At 73.0% G+C, this 16,807-nt stretch carries 19 protein-coding genes; 7 read left to right on the top strand and 12 right to left on the bottom strand.

Translation table 11 applies throughout. The features are described from left to right. Positions 1-31: 31 nt before the first annotated feature. From ACZ44S_RS10655 to sigE, 5 genes are all read right to left on the bottom strand, one after another. The gene (locus tag ACZ44S_RS10655) at positions 32-706 is read right to left on the bottom strand and encodes a hypothetical protein (RefSeq protein ID WP_466926864.1); all 675 of its coding nucleotides are present in this window, start codon (positions 704-706) and stop codon (positions 32-34) included. Positions 707-931: 225 nt separating this feature from the next. Then, positions 932-1,366: a sec-independent translocase gene (locus ACZ44S_RS10650; RefSeq protein WP_466926862.1), complete on the bottom strand. Its 435-nt coding sequence runs from the start codon at positions 1,364-1,366 to the stop codon at positions 932-934. Between the two features lie 130 nt (positions 1,367-1,496). Then, positions 1,497-3,311, bottom strand: a complete 1,815-nt coding sequence (locus ACZ44S_RS10645) for a S1C family serine protease (protein ID WP_466926859.1) — start codon at positions 3,309-3,311, stop codon at positions 1,497-1,499. A 102-nt stretch (positions 3,312-3,413) separates the two neighbouring features. After that, entirely contained in the window at positions 3,414-4,322 is a 909-nt protein-coding gene (locus ACZ44S_RS10640; protein WP_466926858.1) for an anti-sigma factor family protein, read from the bottom strand. Next, on the bottom strand, positions 4,319-4,978 hold the full coding sequence (gene sigE / locus ACZ44S_RS10635) for an RNA polymerase sigma factor SigE (RefSeq protein WP_190161454.1): 660 nt from the start codon (positions 4,976-4,978) through the stop codon (positions 4,319-4,321). Before sigE ends, ACZ44S_RS10640 begins: the two co-directional genes overlap by 4 nt. Before the next feature lie 276 nt (positions 4,979-5,254). Between sigE and ACZ44S_RS10630 the strand changes: the two genes are divergently transcribed. Then, positions 5,255-5,953 carry an O-methyltransferase gene (locus tag ACZ44S_RS10630; protein WP_466927467.1) on the top strand — a complete coding sequence of 233 codons (699 nt, stop codon included), beginning with the start codon at positions 5,255-5,257 and terminating at the stop codon, positions 5,951-5,953. 121 nt (positions 5,954-6,074) lie between these two features. Here the strand turns inward: ACZ44S_RS10630 and ACZ44S_RS10625 are convergent, their stop codons facing one another. Further along, positions 6,075-6,242 carry a DUF3117 domain-containing protein gene (locus tag ACZ44S_RS10625; RefSeq protein WP_069086806.1) on the bottom strand — a complete coding sequence of 56 codons (168 nt, stop codon included), beginning with the start codon at positions 6,240-6,242 and terminating at the stop codon, positions 6,075-6,077. Positions 6,243-6,622: 380 nt separating this feature from the next. On the opposite strand from ACZ44S_RS10625, the gene chcB reads away from it, so the two are divergent. After that, positions 6,623-7,426: a 2-cyclohexenylcarbonyl CoA isomerase gene (gene chcB / locus ACZ44S_RS10620; protein ID WP_466926855.1), complete on the top strand. Its 804-nt coding sequence runs from the start codon at positions 6,623-6,625 to the stop codon at positions 7,424-7,426. A 34-nt stretch (positions 7,427-7,460) separates the two neighbouring features. On the opposite strand, the gene ACZ44S_RS10615 is transcribed toward chcB, so the two are convergent. Next, on the bottom strand, positions 7,461-8,042 hold the full coding sequence (locus ACZ44S_RS10615; protein WP_466927465.1) for a DNA-3-methyladenine glycosylase I: 582 nt from the start codon (positions 8,040-8,042) through the stop codon (positions 7,461-7,463). 32 nt (positions 8,043-8,074) lie between these two features. Continuing rightward, entirely contained in the window at positions 8,075-8,431 is a 357-nt protein-coding gene (locus ACZ44S_RS10610; protein ID WP_466927462.1) for a DivIVA domain-containing protein, read from the bottom strand. 139 nt (positions 8,432-8,570) lie between these two features. On the opposite strand from ACZ44S_RS10610, the gene folP reads away from it, so the two are divergent. Further along, positions 8,571-9,431: a dihydropteroate synthase gene (folP, locus tag ACZ44S_RS10605; protein WP_466926852.1), complete on the top strand. Its 861-nt coding sequence runs from the start codon at positions 8,571-8,573 to the stop codon at positions 9,429-9,431. 40 nt (positions 9,432-9,471) lie between these two features. On the opposite strand, the gene ACZ44S_RS10600 is transcribed toward folP, so the two are convergent. Beyond that, positions 9,472-10,230, bottom strand: a complete 759-nt coding sequence (locus tag ACZ44S_RS10600; protein WP_466926849.1) for an LOG family protein — start codon at positions 10,228-10,230, stop codon at positions 9,472-9,474. A gap of 119 nt (positions 10,231-10,349) precedes the next feature. After that, the gene (gene dapE, locus ACZ44S_RS10595; RefSeq protein WP_466926847.1) at positions 10,350-11,429 is read right to left on the bottom strand and encodes a succinyl-diaminopimelate desuccinylase; all 1,080 of its coding nucleotides are present in this window, start codon (positions 11,427-11,429) and stop codon (positions 10,350-10,352) included. An 84-nt stretch (positions 11,430-11,513) separates the two neighbouring features. Here dapE and ACZ44S_RS10590 point away from each other — a divergent pair, with 84 nt between their 5' ends. Then, positions 11,514-12,500, top strand: coding sequence for a VldE C-terminal domain-containing protein (locus ACZ44S_RS10590; protein WP_466926845.1), 987 nt, complete (start codon positions 11,514-11,516; stop codon positions 12,498-12,500). Positions 12,501-12,691: 191 nt separating this feature from the next. Further along, positions 12,692-13,024, top strand: coding sequence for an ATP-binding protein (locus ACZ44S_RS10585; RefSeq protein ID WP_466926843.1), 333 nt, complete (start codon positions 12,692-12,694; stop codon positions 13,022-13,024). A 154-nt stretch (positions 13,025-13,178) separates the two neighbouring features. On the opposite strand, the gene ACZ44S_RS10580 is transcribed toward ACZ44S_RS10585, so the two are convergent. Continuing rightward, the gene (locus ACZ44S_RS10580; RefSeq protein WP_466926841.1) at positions 13,179-14,279 is read right to left on the bottom strand and encodes a bifunctional succinyldiaminopimelate transaminase/glutamate-prephenate aminotransferase; all 1,101 of its coding nucleotides are present in this window, start codon (positions 14,277-14,279) and stop codon (positions 13,179-13,181) included. Between the two features lie 115 nt (positions 14,280-14,394). Continuing rightward, positions 14,395-14,712, bottom strand: coding sequence for a ferredoxin (gene fdxA / locus ACZ44S_RS10575; RefSeq protein ID WP_004926152.1), 318 nt, complete (start codon positions 14,710-14,712; stop codon positions 14,395-14,397). A gap of 140 nt (positions 14,713-14,852) precedes the next feature. Here fdxA and ACZ44S_RS10570 point away from each other — a divergent pair, with 140 nt between their 5' ends. Both ACZ44S_RS10570 and ACZ44S_RS10565 read left to right on the top strand, forming a co-directional pair. Continuing rightward, positions 14,853-15,884 carry a GNAT family N-acetyltransferase gene (locus ACZ44S_RS10570; RefSeq protein ID WP_466926838.1) on the top strand — a complete coding sequence of 344 codons (1,032 nt, stop codon included), beginning with the start codon at positions 14,853-14,855 and terminating at the stop codon, positions 15,882-15,884. A gap of 17 nt (positions 15,885-15,901) precedes the next feature. Continuing rightward, positions 15,902-16,762, top strand: a complete 861-nt coding sequence (locus ACZ44S_RS10565) for a transglutaminase family protein (RefSeq protein WP_466926836.1) — start codon at positions 15,902-15,904, stop codon at positions 16,760-16,762. The last annotated feature ends 45 nt before the right edge of the window (positions 16,763-16,807 follow it).

Below are 16,807 nucleotides of genomic sequence, written 5' to 3'. Positions count from 1 at the left end.
TGCGGACGGCGCCCTTCGTGTGCTTCTTCGCTCAGGCGTCGTACGCGGCGATGTCCTTGACCACGGAGAAGCCGAGGCCGTAGGCGCTCATGCCTCTGCCGTACGCGCCCACGTGCACGCCCGCCTGAGTGGAACCGGCGAGCACCCAGCCGAACTCGGACTCCCGGTAGTGGAACGGCGTCGGTACCCCGTCCACCGGCAGGGACAGCGTCGACCAGTCCTCGCCCTCCAGGTCGTCGGCGAGGACCCAGGCCGTCTCCGTCTGCTGCTCCAGCCAGTCGTCGCGCAGGGAGTGGTCCATCTGGCCGGGCCAGGTGAAGGAGAGCAGCCCCACACCGGCGAGCCAGGCGGCGGAGGAGACCGAGGTGGCCTCCAGCAGACCGGTGCCGTCGGCGCTGCGGCGGACCGGGTTGGCGGCCACGGTCACCACGACCGCGAACTTCTCCTTGGCGTCCTGGTCGGACCCGGCCGCGAACTCGCTGCGCACGGAGGGCTCGTCGCCGTGCCCGACCGATCCGTGCTCGACGGCCCCGTCGGCCGCCAGTCCGACCTGCATCAGCCAGCGCGGTCCCGTGAAGGCCTCGTCCAGGCCGTACCACGGGAAGGGCGCGCGCAGGTAGCCGTCGACGGTACGCCGGGCGGAGGGGACCTGTTGTCCGTCCTCCGCGGCCGGCGCCTGCGCGACTGCCGAACTCGTCGTCTCCATGTGCCCGGACGCCTCCTCGCTCTCGTCGGACCGGGCGGCCCGCCCCCCTTCGGGCGTACTCGTCCGTTCCGCACAACAACTCGGCAGCATAGCCACCCTGCGGGCACAGGCCGCGAAACCGCCCGGCGCGTGGGCCGCCCGGAGGGCCGTATCAGGCCGTACGAGGCCCGGGTGGAGTATGAAACGCGTCACGTGCGCGGGGGCGTGCGCCCCCGCGCTCCGGGCTCAGGTGGCGTCCGCGTCGAAGGGCGGACGGTCCTCGGCCGCGGCGATCTCCGGCTTCTTGGTCATGTCGACGCGGCCGCCTGAGGAAGGCGGGGGCGTGGCCGCATCCGTCTCACGGCCGTGGACGGCGTCCGCGACCTCGGCCATCTCCTTCTTCAGGTCGAAGCCGTTGCGGATCTCCTTCAGCCCGAGATCGTCGTTGTCCAGCTGCTTGCGGATGAACGTCTTCGGGTTGAGGTCCTCGAATTCGAAGTCCTTGAACTCCGGGCCGAGCTCCTGCCGGATGTCCTGCTTGGCGCTCTCCGAGAAGTCCCTGATCTTCCGGATCGTGCGGGTCACGTCCTGGATGACCTTGGGCAGCTTCTCCGGACCGAAGACGAGCACGGCGAGGACGATGAGCGTCACCAGCTCGAGCGGTCCTATGTCATTGAACACCTGAAGCTCCTCGCGATGCCTTCGGTCCTCGGCCCTCGGTGCCGGCCTGTGGTCCTCCGTGGTCCGGGCCGGGTCCACGGTACCCGGCCATCCCGTACGACCGGTACTGTGCCGGGCGCCCGCATCCCGCTCAGCCGCCGTCCGAGGAGCCCAGCACCAGCGACACCGTCCGCTCCTTCCCGTCCCGCTCCAGGGTGAGCTCCAGCCGGTCGCCGGGGCGGTGGGCGCGGGTCTTGACGATGAGTTCCTCGCCGGAGTGGACGCGCGTGCCGTCGACCTCGGTGATGACGTCGCCGGGCTCGATCCCGGCCTTGGCTCCGGGGCCGCCGGTGCTGACCGGGGGGCCGCCGTCATTGCCCTTGGCGGCGACCCGGGCGCCGTCGCCGCCGTACTCCATGTCGAGGGTGATGCCGATCACGGGGTGGGCCGCCTTCCCGGTGTTGATCAGCTCCTCGGCGACGCGCTTGCCCTGGTTGATCGGGATGGCGAAGCCGAGTCCTATGGAACCGGCCTGTCCGCCGTCGAGTTCCGCGCCGTCGCCGGCGGACCGGATGGCGGAGTTGATGCCGATCACCCGGGCCTCGGCGTCGAGCAGGGGGCCGCCGGAGTTGCCGGGGTTGATCGGCGCGTCGGTCTGCAGGGCGTCGACGTACGACACGTCACTGCCGTCGCCCTTCTCGCCGCCCGCGGTGATGGGTCGCTCCCGGGCGCTGATGATGCCCGACGTGACCGTGCCGGCCAGGTCGAAGGGGGCGCCGATGGCGACGACGGGGTCACCGACGCGCACGTTGTCGGAGTTGCCGAGGGGCAGGGGCGCGAGCCCGCGCACGCCCTTCACCTTCACGACGGCGAGGTCGTAACCGCTGTCCCGGCCCACGACGGTGGCCTCGGCGGTGTCCCCGCTGTGGAAGGTGACGGTGATCTCGCCGTTGTTTCCGGCGGGTTCGACGACGTGGTCGTTGGTGAGGATGTGGCCGCGCTCGTCGAGCACGAAGCCGGTGCCGGTGCCGGCCGATCCGGCGCCGCTGACGTGCAGGGTGACGACGCTGGGCAGGGCGCGGGCGGCGATTCCGGCGACGCTGCCGGGGTCCCGTCCGGTCGTCTCCTTCTCCGCCTGCGGCAGGGTCACGGTGCCCACGCCGCCGTTGCGCTCCAGGTACGCGCCGACGATCCCGCCGAGGGCGCCCGACACCAGCGCGAGCAGCAGGGCGCCCCCGATGATCGCCCGTCGGGCGCGTCCGCGACGCCGCTTCCCGTCCGGCAGCGCGGGGCCGGTCTGCTGCAACGGCGCGCCCGCCGCGGCCGCCGCCCAGGGGTCGTAGCGCCCCCAGGGGTCGGCGGGCGGGGCGTCCGCGACGTCGGAGTGGGCCGGGGCGGGGACGGACGGGGCCGCCGTGTCCGTGACCGTGGGAGGTGCGGCGCTCGCCATCCCGTGCGCCGGAGCGCTCGCGGGGTGCTGCACGGGCGGCGCGGGCGCCCAGGGGCCCGGCTCCCCGTACGGCGGAGTGCTGTAGGCATCGGGCTCGTGCAACGGCCGCGCCTGCCCACCGCCGGCCATGTGCGCCTCCCCCGGTGCCCCGCCGACGCCGTCGACACAGGCCCCGGGGCCACCCGGCCCACCGGCCCTGTCGTCGCCGGGCGCGCCGGCACCGGACCCGTCCACACCGGACACCGGGACGGCCGAGGACACAGCGGCCTCGGCCGACGCGCCCCCCACAGCACCCGCGGCCTCGGGGGAGGTGCTGTCAGGTGCGGGGGCGGGGGAGGCGGCCGGTGCGTCCTCGTCCGCCGCAGGGGCGGGCCGGGGGCGGTCCAGTTCGTAGTCGCCCTCGTGGTCGGTGGTGACCGGTGCCCGGACCGGGCTGGCCAGTTCGAAGTCCCCCTCGGGTCCCTCCGAGCTCACGGTCGGCTCCTCCCCCGGTGGGCCCGGCTTCCCCTTGTTCATGCTCTCCCCACAGCTGGACACTGGCTCGGCGCCCGTCCGCGTGGGCAGGGGCGCGCCGCCTGGAATTCAATCAGGTTCGCGCGCCCTTGCGCAGTGGACAGGTCAGCGGGATGTGCTGGTGGGCGTAGGGGTGACGAGGCCGGAGGCCCTGAGCCCGGCGGTGGTGGTCCAGGCCGTCAGGGTGAGCGGCGGGGCGGATTCCAGCGGGCGTATCAGCGGGGACACCGCCGTGGCACCGCCCTGGGAGGGCGGCGGAACGCCGGGCAGCAGCGGGGCGGTCACCCCGGCCGGCGCGACAGGTGTGTCCTTCCGCGCGCTCTGCCCCGTCATCTGGCCCAGCAGCGGTCCGGCCCCACGGCGCCGCGATTCGGGCGCCGTCGCCGCGCCGGCGCCCTGCGTGCGCATCGGCGTCACGTTGCTGCCCTTCCCCGAGCCGCGCGCCTCCGTGTCGGCGGGCCCCGTCGCGGTGACTCCGCCCAGGGCGATCGCGGCCAGCGACACCGCTCCGGCGGCGACGAACGCGAACCGCAGCCCGCGCGAGGCCGGCCGGTCGGTCTCGTGACGGCTGACGTCGTGGACGGCGAACCCGCGGCCGGCCACTCCGGCCGCCGGGGCCGGGTCGTGCCGCCGCACGGGGGTGTAGGCGAACTCGAAGCGCTCGCGCCGGTTCCCGAAGACCCCGGAGGAGCCGAACCGTCCGGACGCGCCGCCCGGCAGCCCTCCGCCGCCCAGCGGCGGGCCGCCGTCGCCGAGGTCGCCCCCGGCCGGCAGCCCTTGCAGGCGGGCCAGGAAGCTCTCGGAGGGCGGCGGTGGGGCCGCCTCCGCGAAGACGTTCTTCAGGCGGCGCTGCGCGTCCACCTCCGCCTTGCACTTCGCGCAGGTGGCGACGTGCGCCAGTACGCGCTCACGCGCGTCATGACCGAGCTCTCCGTCCACCAGGGCGGAGAGTCGGTCTCCCAGGTGCTGCTCTGCGAGGTGTCCCTCGAAAGACTTCGGCTGTGAACCGCTCACGCGCTCGCGCCCCCTCCTCCCAGTGCGGGGACACGCGGCATGAAGGAGCGGCGGTCCGCGCGCGCCTGGGGCGAGCGGTGCGCGAGGGCCTTGCGCAGCTGGGAACGGCCGCGGTGGATCCGGGACCGGACGGTGCCGAGCTTGACGCCCAGGGTGGCCGCGATCTCCTCGTACGACAGGCCCTCGATGTCGCACAGGACGACGGCGGCGCGGAACTCCGGCGCGAGGGTGTCCAGGGCCTGCTGGACGTCCGCGTCGAAGTGGGCGTCGTTGAAGACCTGCTGCGGCGTGGGCTCCTTGCTGGCCAGCCGCTCGGCCGCGTCGTCGCCCAGCGCGTCGAAGCGGATCCGCTGCTTGCGGCGGACCATGTCCAGGAAGAGATTGGTGGTGATCCGGTGCAGCCACCCCTCGAAGGTGCCGGGGGTGTACGTCGACAGGGAGCGGAAGACGCGGACGAAGACCTCCTGGGTGAGGTCCTCCGCGTCGTGCTGGTTGCCGGTGAGACGGTAGGCGAGCCGGTAGACCCGGCCGCTGTGCATGCTGACGATCTCCTCCCAGGTGGGCGGAGTCCACGCCTGCCCGTCCGCGTCGCTGGAGAAGGTCGCGGTCTGGGCCGGGTCGCCGGCGCGGTGGTGGTCAGCAGCGGTGTCGTTCACGGATTTCGGCCTGCCCGCCGATCCGAGGATGCGCCGCAGCACTCCTCCGCGATCCACAGGTGCAGCCGCACCTCCCCTGTCGGCTCTGGTGGTGTCCAGTGGAGCCCCTACCATAGCCACCTCGCCCGTTAGCTCCGGATAAGCGGTTTTACGAGAATTTGATCTGGGCTGCCATGGCTCGTACGACTGCGTCTGCACTTGCTCGGCGTCCTCGTCCACTCCCCACCCCCCGTCACGGCACGCACCACTTGCTCATCCCTTTGAACGACCGGTCCCATCAGCAGGTTCCCGACGCCAACGGATACAGTCACGCCCAGGCAACCACGGGGACAGGAGAGGGTCATTACCGCCAACCGGCAGACGAGCTGGGCGTTCGCCGACGCCTATGTCGCCGAGGACGAGGCGCTGCACTGGGCCCGGGACCGGGCGCGTGCCGCGGGCCTGCGCTCGGTGTCGCCCGGCACGGGCGCGGCCCTGCGGTTGCTCGCCGCCAGCGTGGACGCCAAGGCGGTCGCGGAGATCGGCACCGGCTGCGGGGTCTCCGGGATCCATCTGCTGCACGGGATGCGGCCGGACGGGGTGCTGACCACGGTCGACCAGGAGCCGGAGCACCAGCAGTCCGCCCGGCAGGCGTTCCGCGACGCCGGTTTCGCCGGCAACCGGGCCCGTTTCATCCCGGGCGGCGCGCTGGACGTCCTGCCGCGCCTCGCGGACGCCGGTTACGACCTCGTCTTCTGCGACGGCGACCGGCAGGAGTACCAGGACTACCTCGCTGAATCGTTGCGCCTGCTGCGCCCCGGAGGCCTGGTCGCCTTCGAAGGCGTCTTCGCGAACGGACGCACGGTGGACTCCGGTCCGCAGCCCTCGGAGGTGCTGCGGCTGCGGGAGCTGGTGCGGACCGTGCGCGAGAGCCAGGAGCTGGTGTCGTCACTGCTGCCCGTCGGGGACGGGCTGCTGTGCGCCGTGAAGCGGTGACCGGAACGCCGGCGAGGTGACCGGAGACGCCGGCACCGACGATGCACCGCCCCCGCGCAAACAGCCGCCCCGGCACCGCGTGCGGCGCCGGGGCGGCTGAAAGGGTATGGTCGCTTGCGCGTCAGCCGACGACCTTCTTGAGGGCGTCGCCGAGGGCGCCGGCCTCGTCCGGGGTCAGCTCGACGACGAGCCGACCGCCGCCTTCGAGCGGAACGCGCATGACGATGCCCCGCCCCTCCTTGGTCACCTCGAGCGGGCCATCACCCGTCCGCGGCTTCATGGCCGCCATGCTCGTTCCCCTTCCTGAAACCCAGCTAAACCGTCTGAGCCGACGGCCCACTGAAGGGCACCTGCGGTCCCTGAAGCAGGACACACGCCACCGGCATCGAACACATTGCTTCCAGGCCATTATCCCGCATCGCAGGACCCGATGACCAACATCAGTAGGCATCGCTTGGGCAACGCGCGCGAGCAAAACCACTCAATTCGGCGATGTGACTGCGATACTGCGCCACCGCACACACGTTCGTGGACCGGAATCCGCCGAGAATTGTTTGACGCAGGTCACACGCGGGCCGCGCTCCCGGGCCGGTGATCTCCGTCATGCTGTCCTGCAGACAGGGACGTACCCGCCGGTAGGTCCCGAGCCGCGACACGGAGGGATACGCCATGGCCGACACCGTGCTCTACGAGGTGAGCGACGGACTCGCGACGATCACGCTGAACCGCCCGGAGGCGATGAACGCGCTGAACGTGGCGGCGAAGGTCGCCCTCCGGGACGCGGTCAGGTCCGCCGCGGACGACGACGCCGTACGGGCCGTGCTGCTGACGGCCGCGGGTGACAGGGCGTTCTGCGTCGGGCAGGACCTCAAGGAGCACATCGGGCTGCTGGCCGCCGACCGGGAGACCGGTTCGGGGCAGACGATGAGCACGGTGCGCGAGCACTACAACCCGATCGTGAAGGCGATCGCCGGGGCCGCGAAGCCGGTGGTCGCGGCGGTGAACGGGGTCGCGGCGGGCGCCGGCTTCGGCTTCGCGCTGGCCGCGGACTACCGGATCGTCGCGGACACGGCGGCGTTCAACACCTCGTTCGCCGGTGTCGCGCTGACCGCGGACTCCGGGATCTCGTGGACGCTGCCCCGGGTGATCGGCCCCGGCCGCGCCACCGACCTGCTGCTCTTCCCGCGCAGCATCTCCGCCCAGGAGGCGTTCGAACTGGGCATCGCCAACCGGCTGGTCCCGGCGGCGGAGCTGCGTGCCGAGGCCGAGAAGGTGGCCCGCGCGCTGGCCGAGGGCCCGACGGTGGCGTACGCGGCGCTGAAGGAGTCCGTGGCGTACGGGCTGAGCCACTCGCTGGAGGAGTCGCTGGAGAAGGAGGACGAGCTGCAGACCCGGGCCGGTTCGTCGGAGGACCACGCGATCGCGGTGCAGGCGTTCGTCAACAAGGAGAAGCCGAAGTACCTGGGCCGGTGAGCCCTCGCCGGGACGGGCGGGCGAGGCGTTCGGCTCAGCCGCGCCTCGCCGCGCACGCTTCCAGGTGGTCGTTCACCAGCCCGCAGGCCTGCATCAGGGCGTACGCCGTGGTGGGGCCGACGAAGCGCAGGCCGCGCTTCTTCAGGGCCTTGGACAGCGCCGTCGACCCGGGCGTGACCGCGGGGACGTCGGCGAGGGTCTTCGGCGCCGGGCGGTCCGCCGGGTCGGGGGCGTGGGACCAGATCAGGGCGTCCAGGTCGCCGGGCGCCCACTCGGCCAGCACGCGTGCGTTGGCGAGGGTCGCGTCGATCTTGGCGCGGTTGCGGATGATGCCGGTGTCGGCGAGCAGGCGCTCGCGGTCGGTGTCGGTGAACTCCGCGACCGTGGCGATCTCGAAGTCGGCGAAGGCGGCGCGGAAGCCGGGGCGGCGGCGCAGGATGGTGATCCAGGACAGGCCGGACTGGAACGCCTCCAGGCTGAGGCGTTCGAAGAGGGCGTCGTCGCCGTGGACCGGGCGGCCCCACTCCTCGTCGTGGTAGGTCACGTAGTCCGGGGTGGACAGTGCCCAGGGGCAGCGCGGGAGGCCGTCCGGTCCGGCCGGGGCGGCATCGCTCACCGCTGCGGCACCGCTCGTGGCTGCTGCGTCGCTCACGGCTGCTCGTCCTCCCGGTGCGGGGCCGCCTTGTCCATGGAGAGGTGGGCCGCGGCGGCCCGGGCGCCGGCCAGCGCGGACTCCAGGTCGGCGATGCGGGCGTCGCGCTCGGCGAGTTCGGCGCCGAGCCGGCCGAGGGCGTCGTCCACGTCCGCCATGCGGTAGCCGCGGGCGGCGAGCGGGAAGCGCAGGCCGTCCACGTCGGCGCGGTTGAGCGGTCGGTCCGGCGGGAGGAAGTCCACCAGGCGCTCGGGGGCCGCGTCGGGCAGCGGGCCGTTGTCACCGCCGCCCACCACGGCGAGGGTCACCGCGGCGACCACGACGGCGAGCGCGACGACCAGGAACAGGAACATAACCATCGCCGGGGCCCCCACGGTCGGATTGAGTCGGAGTCGGATGTGTGGCTCCGATCGTGCCATGCGAGTCTGACAGTCGTGACCGCCGGGCGGACGGAGGCGGTCAGGACGGACGCACGAGAAGAGGTCACAGGGGATGCTCAGGCTGGGCAGGCGGGAATTCGCACCGCACGAGCGGGTGATCATGGCGATCGTGAACCGGACCCCGGACTCCTTCTACGACCAGGGCGCCACGTTCCGCGACGAGCCCGCGCTCACGCGCGTGGAGCAGGCGGTGGCCGAGGGCGCCGCGATCATCGACATCGGCGGGGTGAAGGCCGGTCCGGGCGAGGAGGTCACGGCCGAGGAGGAGGCGCGGCGGACGGTCGGCTTCGTCGCCGAGGTGCGGCGGCGCTTCCCCGACGTCGTGATCAGCGTGGACACCTGGCGGCACGAGGTCGGCGAGGCCGTGTGCGAGGCGGGCGCGGACGTGCTGAACGACGCGTGGGGCGGGGTCGATCCGCGGCTCGCGGAGGTCGCCGCGCGGTACGGCGCGGGGCTGGTGTGCACCCACGCGGGCGGCACGGAGCCGCGGACGCGGCCGCACCGGGTCACGTACGCCGACGTCATGGCCGACATCCTCGACGTGACCGTGGGGCTGGCGGAGCGGGCGGTCGCGCTGGGGGTACCACGGGAGTCGGTGATGATCGATCCGGGGCACGACTTCGGGAAGAACACGCGGCACAGCCTGGAGGCGACCCGGCGGCTGGACGAGATGGTGGCCACCGGCTGGCCGGTCCTGGTGTCGCTGTCCAACAAGGACTTCGTCGGTGAGACGTTGGACCGGCCGGTCAAGGAGCGGGTGGTGGGGACGCTCGCGACGACCGCGGTGTCCGCGTGGCTGGGGGCGCAGGTCTACCGGGTGCACGAGGTCGCCGAGACGCGGCAGGTGCTGGACATGGTGTCGGCGATCGCCGGGGAGCGGGCGCCGGCTGTGGCTCGGAGGGGGTTGGCGTAGGGCTCCTTTCGCCCCCGCCGCCCCTTCCCTCCCCCACCCCCTACCGGCCCGCTTCCTTCGACACCAGGGCGACCGCCTCGTCCACGTCGTCCGTGACGTGGAACAGGAGCAGGTCCTTCTCCGACGCCTTGCCCTGGGCGATGACCGTGTGGCGGAGCCAGTCGACCAGGCCGCCCCAGTAGTCCGTACCGAACAGGACGATCGGGAACTGGGTGACCTTCTGGGTCTGGACCAGGGTCAGGGCCTCGAAGAGTTCGTCCAGGGTGCCCAGACCGCCGGGCAGCACCACGAAGCCCTGGGCGTACTTCACGAACATCATCTTGCGGACGAAGAAGTACCGGAAGTTCAGGCCGATGTCGACGTAGCGGTTCAGCCCCTGCTCGAAGGGCAGCTCGATCCCCAGGCCGACCGAGAGGCCCTTCGCCTCGAGCGCGCCCTTGTTGGCCGCCTCCATGGCCCCCGGACCGCCCCCGGTGATCACCGCGAAGCCGGCCTCGACCAGGCCGCGCCCGAGCCGCACGCCCGCCTCGTACTCGGGCGAGTCCACCGGCGTGCGCGCCGAGCCGAAGACGCTGATCGCGGGCGGGAGTTCGGCCAGGGTGCCGAAGCCCTCGATGAACTCCGACTGGATGCGCAGCACCCGCCAGGGGTCGGTGTGGACCCAGTCCGAGGGGGCGCGCTCGTCCAGCAGTCGCTGGTCGGTCGTGCTCGCCTGCACCTGGTCCCGCCGGCGGAGGACCGGCCCCAGACGCTTCTCATGTGGCGGCTGCCGCTTCCCCACCGGGTTGCCCGTAGCCATGTGCGCTCCCTCCGATTGCCAGGTCGTACCGCCTCAGCGTAGATCTACGCGGGTTACGTACGGGGGACGTCAGCATGTCCACGGGAGAGCGTTCCAAACGCGCCGGCGGCGCGCCGCGCTCAGGCCGTCAGCCAGGACCGCAGCCGCTCCTCCCCCGCGAGGATCTTCGCGGTGTCCACACGCTCGTCCCGCCGGTGCGCCAAGTGGGGGTTGCCCGGGCCGTAGTTGACCGCCGGGACGCCGAGCGACGAGAAGCGGGCGACGTCCGTCCAGCCGTACTTGGGCTGCGGTGTGCCGCCCACCGCCTCGATGAAGGCCGCCGCGGCCGGGTGGGACAGGCCGGGGAGCGCCGCGCCGCTGTGGTCGTCGACGACGAGATCCGTCACCCCGCAGTCCGCGAAGACCTCGCGGACATGGGCCAGCGCCTCCTCCTCCGTCCGGTCCGGGGCGTAGCGGAAGTTCACGGTGACGACACACGCGTCGGGGATGACGTTGCCGGCCACTCCGCCGGAGATGCCGACCGCGTTCAGACCCTCGCGGTACTCCAGGCCGTCGATGACCGGGTGGCGGGGCTCGTACGCGGCCAGGCGGGCGAGGATCGGGGCGGCGGCGTGGATCGCGTTGGAGCCCATCCAGCCGCGTGCGGAGTGGGCGCGCTCGCCGGTCGTCTTCAGCAGCACCCGCAGGGTGCCCTGGCAGCCGCCCTCCACCTGCCCGTCGGAGGGCTCGAGGAGCACCGCGAAGTCGCCCTCCAGCCATTCGGGGTGGGCGTCGGCCACGTGCCCCAGGCCGTTGAGGTCGGCGCTGACCTCCTCGTTGTCGTAGAAGACGAAGGTCAGATCGCGGTTGGGGGCGGGGACGGTGGCCGCGATCCGCAGCTGGACGGCCACGCCCGCCTTCATGTCGCAGGTGCCGCAGCCCCACAGCGTGCCGTCTGCGTCGAGCCGGGAGGGGACGTTGTCCGCGATCGGGACCGTGTCGATGTGACCGGCCAGGATCACCCGCTCCGCGCGCCCGAGCCGGGTGCGGGCCACGACGTTGTTGCCGTGGCGGTCGACAGTGAGGTGCGGCAGGGTCCGCAGCGCGGTCTCGATCGCGTCCGCGAGCGGCTTCTCGGTGCCGCTCTCGGAGGGGAAGTCGACGAGCTGCGCGGTCAGGCGCGCGGCGTCCAGCGTGAGGTCAAGCGGGGTGTCGGCCATGCTCTCGACCCTAGCGCGCCGGGGGTTGGGACCACTGTCCGCACCTGGCTCACATGGAACCGTACTCTCCAGTACCTTGTACGCGTGCCAGAGCCGTCCCTTCCTTCCCAGCGCACGCGTCGCGGTCGTTTTCTCCGCTGGAGTGCGGGTCTTGCGGTGCTTTCCGCGGTCGCCGGTTACGTCGTGGTCCAGTACGACACCGGGGGCACCGGCGGGCCCGGCTGCAAGGTCGTCTCCGGCAAGGACGACGGGGCGACCTACGAGTTCACGCCCGAGCAGGCGGTGAACGCGGCGACGATCACCGCCGTGGGCACGGCGCGCGAACTGCCCGAGCGGGCCGTGACGATCGCGCTGGCGACCGCGCTGCAGGAGTCGGCGCTGCGCAACATCGACTACGGCGACCGTGACTCGCTGGGTCTGTTCCAGCAGCGTCCCTCGCAGGGCTGGGGCACGCCGAAGGAGATCATGGACCCGGCGTACGCGGCGGGGAAGTTCTACGAGCACCTGGAGGAGGTGCCGGGCTACACCCGGCTGCCGCTCACCGTCGCCGCGCAGCGGGTGCAGCGCAGTGGCTTCCCGCAGGCGTACGCCAAGCACGAGCCGGACGCCGCGCTGCTGGCCGCCGCGCTCACCGGGCGCTCGGCGGCCACGCTGACCTGCGAGGGACGTCCCGCGGCGACCCGGGCGACGGGTGCGGACGCGGTACGGGCCGCACTGGCCCGGGACTTCGGACGGGACGCGCTGGAGCCGGCCGGCGCGGAGGTGGACGCCTCGGCGTCCCCGGCGGACGCGGACGGCTCCGGCGTCGGTGGTTCCGACGGGCGGACGGTGACGGTTCCGGTCACCGCCGGGAGCGGAGCGGACGCCGGGAGGCGTGCCGGGCCGCGGGGGTGGCAGCTGGCGCACTGGGCCGTGGCCAACGCCTCCGAGCTGCACATAAAGCGGGTCTCCTACGCCGGGCGGGAGTGGACCGCCGGGCACACCGACAGCGAGTGGCGGTCGGCCGACGGCAAGGGGTCCGCGGACACCGACGGGGGCGCGGGGGCGGTGCGGATCACGACCGCGCAGTAGTACGGGCGCTCACCCGCGGGGATGGCAGGTGGCCGGACAATGCGACGCATTGCCAACTCTTTACGGGGACACGCCGCAACCTTCGCGGCGGTCGAGCGGTAGTCACTGCGTCCGAGCCCGGTGGTCGACAGCCGGTCGATCTCCTGCCGGGCGGCCGGACACCCATCGTTGTCTGCCGTCGAAGGAGCACCATGTCCCTCCCCCTGACCCGTCGGATCGCCCGTGCCGCGCTGCTCGTCGCTGCGGGAGCGGCCGCCGGGGTCGGTGCGGCCGGTACCGCGAGCGCGGCTCCCGAGCTGCCGTCCGCCCCGAACCTCGGGCTGACCGCCCTCGACGGGGCGCCGGGCAGCACCGTGGACAACGTGTCGAAGGGTGTCGGCAAGGCCACGCCCTCTGCTGACGAGGTGACGCCGGCGGCGGGTACGACCGTGAAGAAGGCCGTGCCGGTGGTGAAGCAGCTGCCGACGGACTCGGTGGCCAAGGGTGGCGTGCCCGCGCCGGTCAAGGGCCTGCCGCTCGGCTAGGCGCCCGGCCTGCACCGTACGGCGACGGGGCCTGGGGTGTTCCCCAGGCCCCGTTCCCTGTCTGCGCCGGAAGGTGTTCCGCAGCCCGGCGTTGGCGGGGTGCCGCTGGGCACCGTTCAACCCACGGCCACTGCACCCGGGCCCGGCTGCCGGGTCACGTTGCGGTCAGGCGGTGGGCGGCGGCCTGGACTCGGGCGTCCGTGGCGGTCAGGGCGACGCGGACGAAGTGCGCGCCGGCGGGGCCGTAGAAGTCGCCCGGCGCCACCAGGATGCCCAGGTCGGCGAGGTGGGCGACCGTGTCCCAGCAGGACTCGTCCCGCGTTGCCCACAGGTAGAGGCTGGCCTCGCTGTGCTCGATGCGGAAGCCGTGGGCGAGCAGGGCCTCGCGCAGGGCGGTGCGGCGGGCCGCGTAGCGCTCCCGCTGGACGCGGACGTGCTCGTCGTCGCCCAGGGCCGCCACCACGGCCGCCTGCGTCGGCGCGGAGGTCATCATCCCGCCGTGCTTGCGGATCTCCAGCAGCGGACCGAGGACCGCAGGGTCACCGGCCAGGAAGGCCGCGCGGTAGCCGGCGAGGTTGGACCGCTTGGACAGGGAGTGCACCGAGACGATGCCGTCGTAGGAACCGCCGTTGACGTCGGGGTGCAGCACCGAGACCGGGTCCGCCTCCCAGCCGAGTTCGATGTAGCACTCGTCGGAGAACACGAGGACACCGTGCTCACGGGCCCAGGCGACGATCCGGGTCAGCTCCTCCTTGGACAGCACCCGCCCCGTCGGGTTGGACGGGGAGTTCAGCCACAGCAGCTTCAGGCCGGCCGGGTCCAGCTCGGTCGGATCGTCGTACGACACGTGATCCGCGCGGGCGAGGCGGGCGCCGACCTCGTAGGTCGGGTAGGCCAGGCGCGGGTGGGCGACCTTGTCGCCGGGGCCGAGTCCGAGCTGGGTGGGCAGCCAGGCGACCAGTTCCTTGGAGCCGACGATCGGCAGGACGTGCCGGTGGGTGACCTCACGGGCGCCCAGCCGGTGCTCCACCCAGCGGGTGATCGCGTCGCGCAGCTCCGTCGTGCCCCAGACCGTGGGATAGCCCGGCGAGTCCGCCGCGGCGATCAGGGCCTTCTGGATCGGCTCGGGCACCGGGTCGACGGGCGTGCCGACGGAGAGGTCGACGATGCCGTCGGGGTGCGCGGCGGCCGTCTTCTTGTACGGCTCCAGCTTGTCCCAGGGGAAGGTGGGCAACCGGTCGGAGACTGCGGACACGGGTAGGGCTCACTTTCTGGTACGGCGAACGCCTCGGCCCCGCACGGCGGTCCGGAGGGACCGGGCCGTACGGGACCAAGGCGGCACGTCGGTGCGGGGGCCGCTTACGGGACGGCTACGCCTGCGGCGGCAGCGCGGCGATGAACGGGTGGTCCCGCTCGATCAGACCCAGCTTGCTGGCGCCGCCGGGCGAGCCGAGCTCGTCGAAGAACTCGACGTTCGCCTTGTAGTAGTCCTTCCACTCCTCGGGAGTGTCGTCCTCGTAGAAGATGGCCTCGACCGGGCAGACCGGTTCACAGGCGCCGCAGTCGACGCATTCGTCCGGGTGGATGTACAAGGACCGCTGGCCCTCGTAGATGCAGTCGACCGGGCACTCCTCGATGCACGCCTTGTCCTTCACGTCGACACAAGGCTGCGCGATGACGTAGGTCACGCTGTCGTTCCTCCTCGATAGGGCGCTGGCGGGCCTCCTCAGGCTCCGCCGCCTGGCGCGCGGGAGCGCGGCGTCGTCGATGCCCGCCCCTAGTATCTCCGTTCCTGGGCATGATCCGAACAGGAGGGGTGAACTGACCTGTGGAAATCTCTGCCGCCGGGCGCCTCGAGGTCCGCATCACCACTGCTGACGTGGGGAAACGGGTCTCCGTACGGCGCTTGATCGAACATGGTCCAACGGGTGAGAAGTTCACCGACACGGTCGGCGTTCTCACATCATGGGACAACGGTGTGCTGCGGATCACAAGGAAGGACGGGGAAAGTGTCCGCGTCGCGGAGTCCGCGCTGGTCGCGGGCAAGGTGATTCCCTCCGCACCGGCGCGTCGGCGTGGCCCCGCGGCGTCGTACGAGGAGCTGGCGCGGGTCTCCGCGCGGGCGTGGCGGCCCGTGGAGAGCGAGCGGCTCGGCGCGTGGGAGCTCAGGAGCGCGGGCGGCTTCACGCGGCGGGCCAACTCCGTGCTGCCGCTCGGTGACCCGGGCATGCCGCTGGACGACGCGCTGACGGCCGTACGCGGCTGGTACACGGCCCGCGGGCTGCCCGCCTATGTCCAGACCGCCACCGGCGCCGAGGGGACGCAGGAGGTGCTCTGTGCGGAGCTGGAGCGGCGGGGATGGGTGCGGGAGGTGACCGCCGAGCTGTGGGTGGGCGCCCTGGCGCCGGTCGCCGACCTCGGCGGGGAGCCGTCCGGGGTGACGCTGGCGCGGGAGGCCGACGAGGCGTGGCTGGCCCGGTACCGGCGCAAAGGAGTGAGCGAGGTGGCTCTGCGGGTGCTGGGGAGCGGGGCGTCGGTGTGGTTCGCCACGGTGCCGGGCCGGGAGGCCCCCGCGGCCATCGGGCGGTGTGTGGTGGACGGCCGGTGGGCCGGGTTCGCCGCGGTCGAGGTGGACCCGGAGCAGCGGCGGCGGGGGCTGGCGACCGCCGTGATGGCCGCGCTGGCCCGGCGGGCGCTGGACGAGGGCGCCTCGGCGGCCTGGCTCCAGGTGGAGGACGACAACGCCGGCGCGCGGGCGCTGTACGAGCGCATGGGGTTCGCCCCGCACCACGCGTACCACCACTACCGCGCCCCCGCATCGCCGGAATCGTCGGCTCCGGCAGGTGACGGAGCGCCGTGAGCGGGCACGAACCGGGTATGCGTTCCCCGTACCCCCCGCCGCCCGGACGCTCCGCGGAACTGCGCGAGCGGTTCGCCGAGGAGGCCCGCTGCGAGCGGCCGGGCCTGTCCACGCTGTGCCTGCTGGTGGGCGCGGAGGCGGACGGCACGCTGGACGAGGCCGGGATGGACACCGTGGAGGTGGAGCTGGACCGGCTGGCCGGCGAGCTGCCCTACCGGCCCGGCTCGCCGCGCGCGTGGGCGCTGGCGCTGCGGGACCTGCTGGGTGAGCGGTACGGCTTCCACGGCGTCCCGGGCGACTACCAGCGGCTGGAGTCCTCGCTGCTGCACGAGGTGCTGCGGCGGCGGCGCGGGCTGCCGATCCTGCTGTCGGTGGTGTGGATCGAGGTGGCCCGGCGGGCGGGGGCGCCGGTGTACGGGGTGGCGCTGCCGGGGCATTTCGTCGTCGGGTTCGGGGAGCCGGGCGCGAGGGCCGGGCAGGTGCTGGCCGACCCGTTCGACGGGGGGCGGGTGCTGAGCGGGGCGGATGCGGAGCTGCTGGTCGCGGGGGCGACGGGGGCGCCGCTGGACGCGTCGATGCTGGCGCCCGCGGGGGTGCTGGACGTCGTCCTGCGGATCCTGAACAACGTACGGGCGTGGGCGGCGGCCCGTCCGGAACGGTCGGACGTATCGCTGTGGGCGGTGGAGCTGTCCCTGCTCCTCCCCTCACACGCGGCGCGGCTGCGCTACGAGCGGGCGCAGCTCCTGGTGCAGCGCGGTGACTTCCAGGACGGCGCGCGGGAGCTGGAGGCCTACGCGGAGGTGGTGGCGGCGGTGGACGAGCCGACGGCGGAGCAGGTGCGCGGACAGGCCCGGGCGGCCAGGGCCCTGCTGAACTAGGCGAGACCGTGCGCGGGCACCCGGTGGGTCATCGGGTGCCCGCGC

The organism is Streptomyces malachitofuscus (genome assembly GCF_055571035.1).
Note: the sequence above shows the minus strand (reverse complement) of the source record. Positions and strands in the feature narration are given on the sequence as shown.

Excerpts from the sequence above, each read along its gene's own strand:
- ACZ44S_RS10655 (WP_466926864.1), bottom strand. The coding sequence starts at position 706 with ATGGAGACGACGAGTTCGGCAGTCGCGCAGGCGCCGGCCGCGGAGGAC.
- ACZ44S_RS10645 (WP_466926859.1), bottom strand. The coding sequence starts at position 3,311 with ATGAACAAGGGGAAGCCGGGCCCACCGGGGGAGGAGCCGACCGTGAGC.
- ACZ44S_RS10625 (WP_069086806.1), bottom strand. The coding sequence starts at position 6,242 with ATGGCGGCCATGAAGCCGCGGACGGGTGATGGCCCGCTCGAGGTGACC.
- chcB (WP_466926855.1), top strand. The coding sequence starts at position 6,623 with ATGGCCGACACCGTGCTCTACGAGGTGAGCGACGGACTCGCGACGATC.
- ACZ44S_RS10610 (WP_466927462.1), bottom strand. The coding sequence starts at position 8,431 with ATGTTCCTGTTCCTGGTCGTCGCGCTCGCCGTCGTGGTCGCCGCGGTG.
- folP (WP_466926852.1), top strand. The coding sequence starts at position 8,571 with ATGCTCAGGCTGGGCAGGCGGGAATTCGCACCGCACGAGCGGGTGATC.
- ACZ44S_RS10600 (WP_466926849.1), bottom strand. The coding sequence starts at position 10,230 with ATGGCTACGGGCAACCCGGTGGGGAAGCGGCAGCCGCCACATGAGAAG.
- dapE (WP_466926847.1), bottom strand. The coding sequence starts at position 11,429 with ATGGCCGACACCCCGCTTGACCTCACGCTGGACGCCGCGCGCCTGACC.
- ACZ44S_RS10585 (WP_466926843.1), top strand. The coding sequence starts at position 12,692 with ATGTCCCTCCCCCTGACCCGTCGGATCGCCCGTGCCGCGCTGCTCGTC.
- ACZ44S_RS10565 (WP_466926836.1), top strand. The coding sequence starts at position 15,902 with ATGCGTTCCCCGTACCCCCCGCCGCCCGGACGCTCCGCGGAACTGCGC.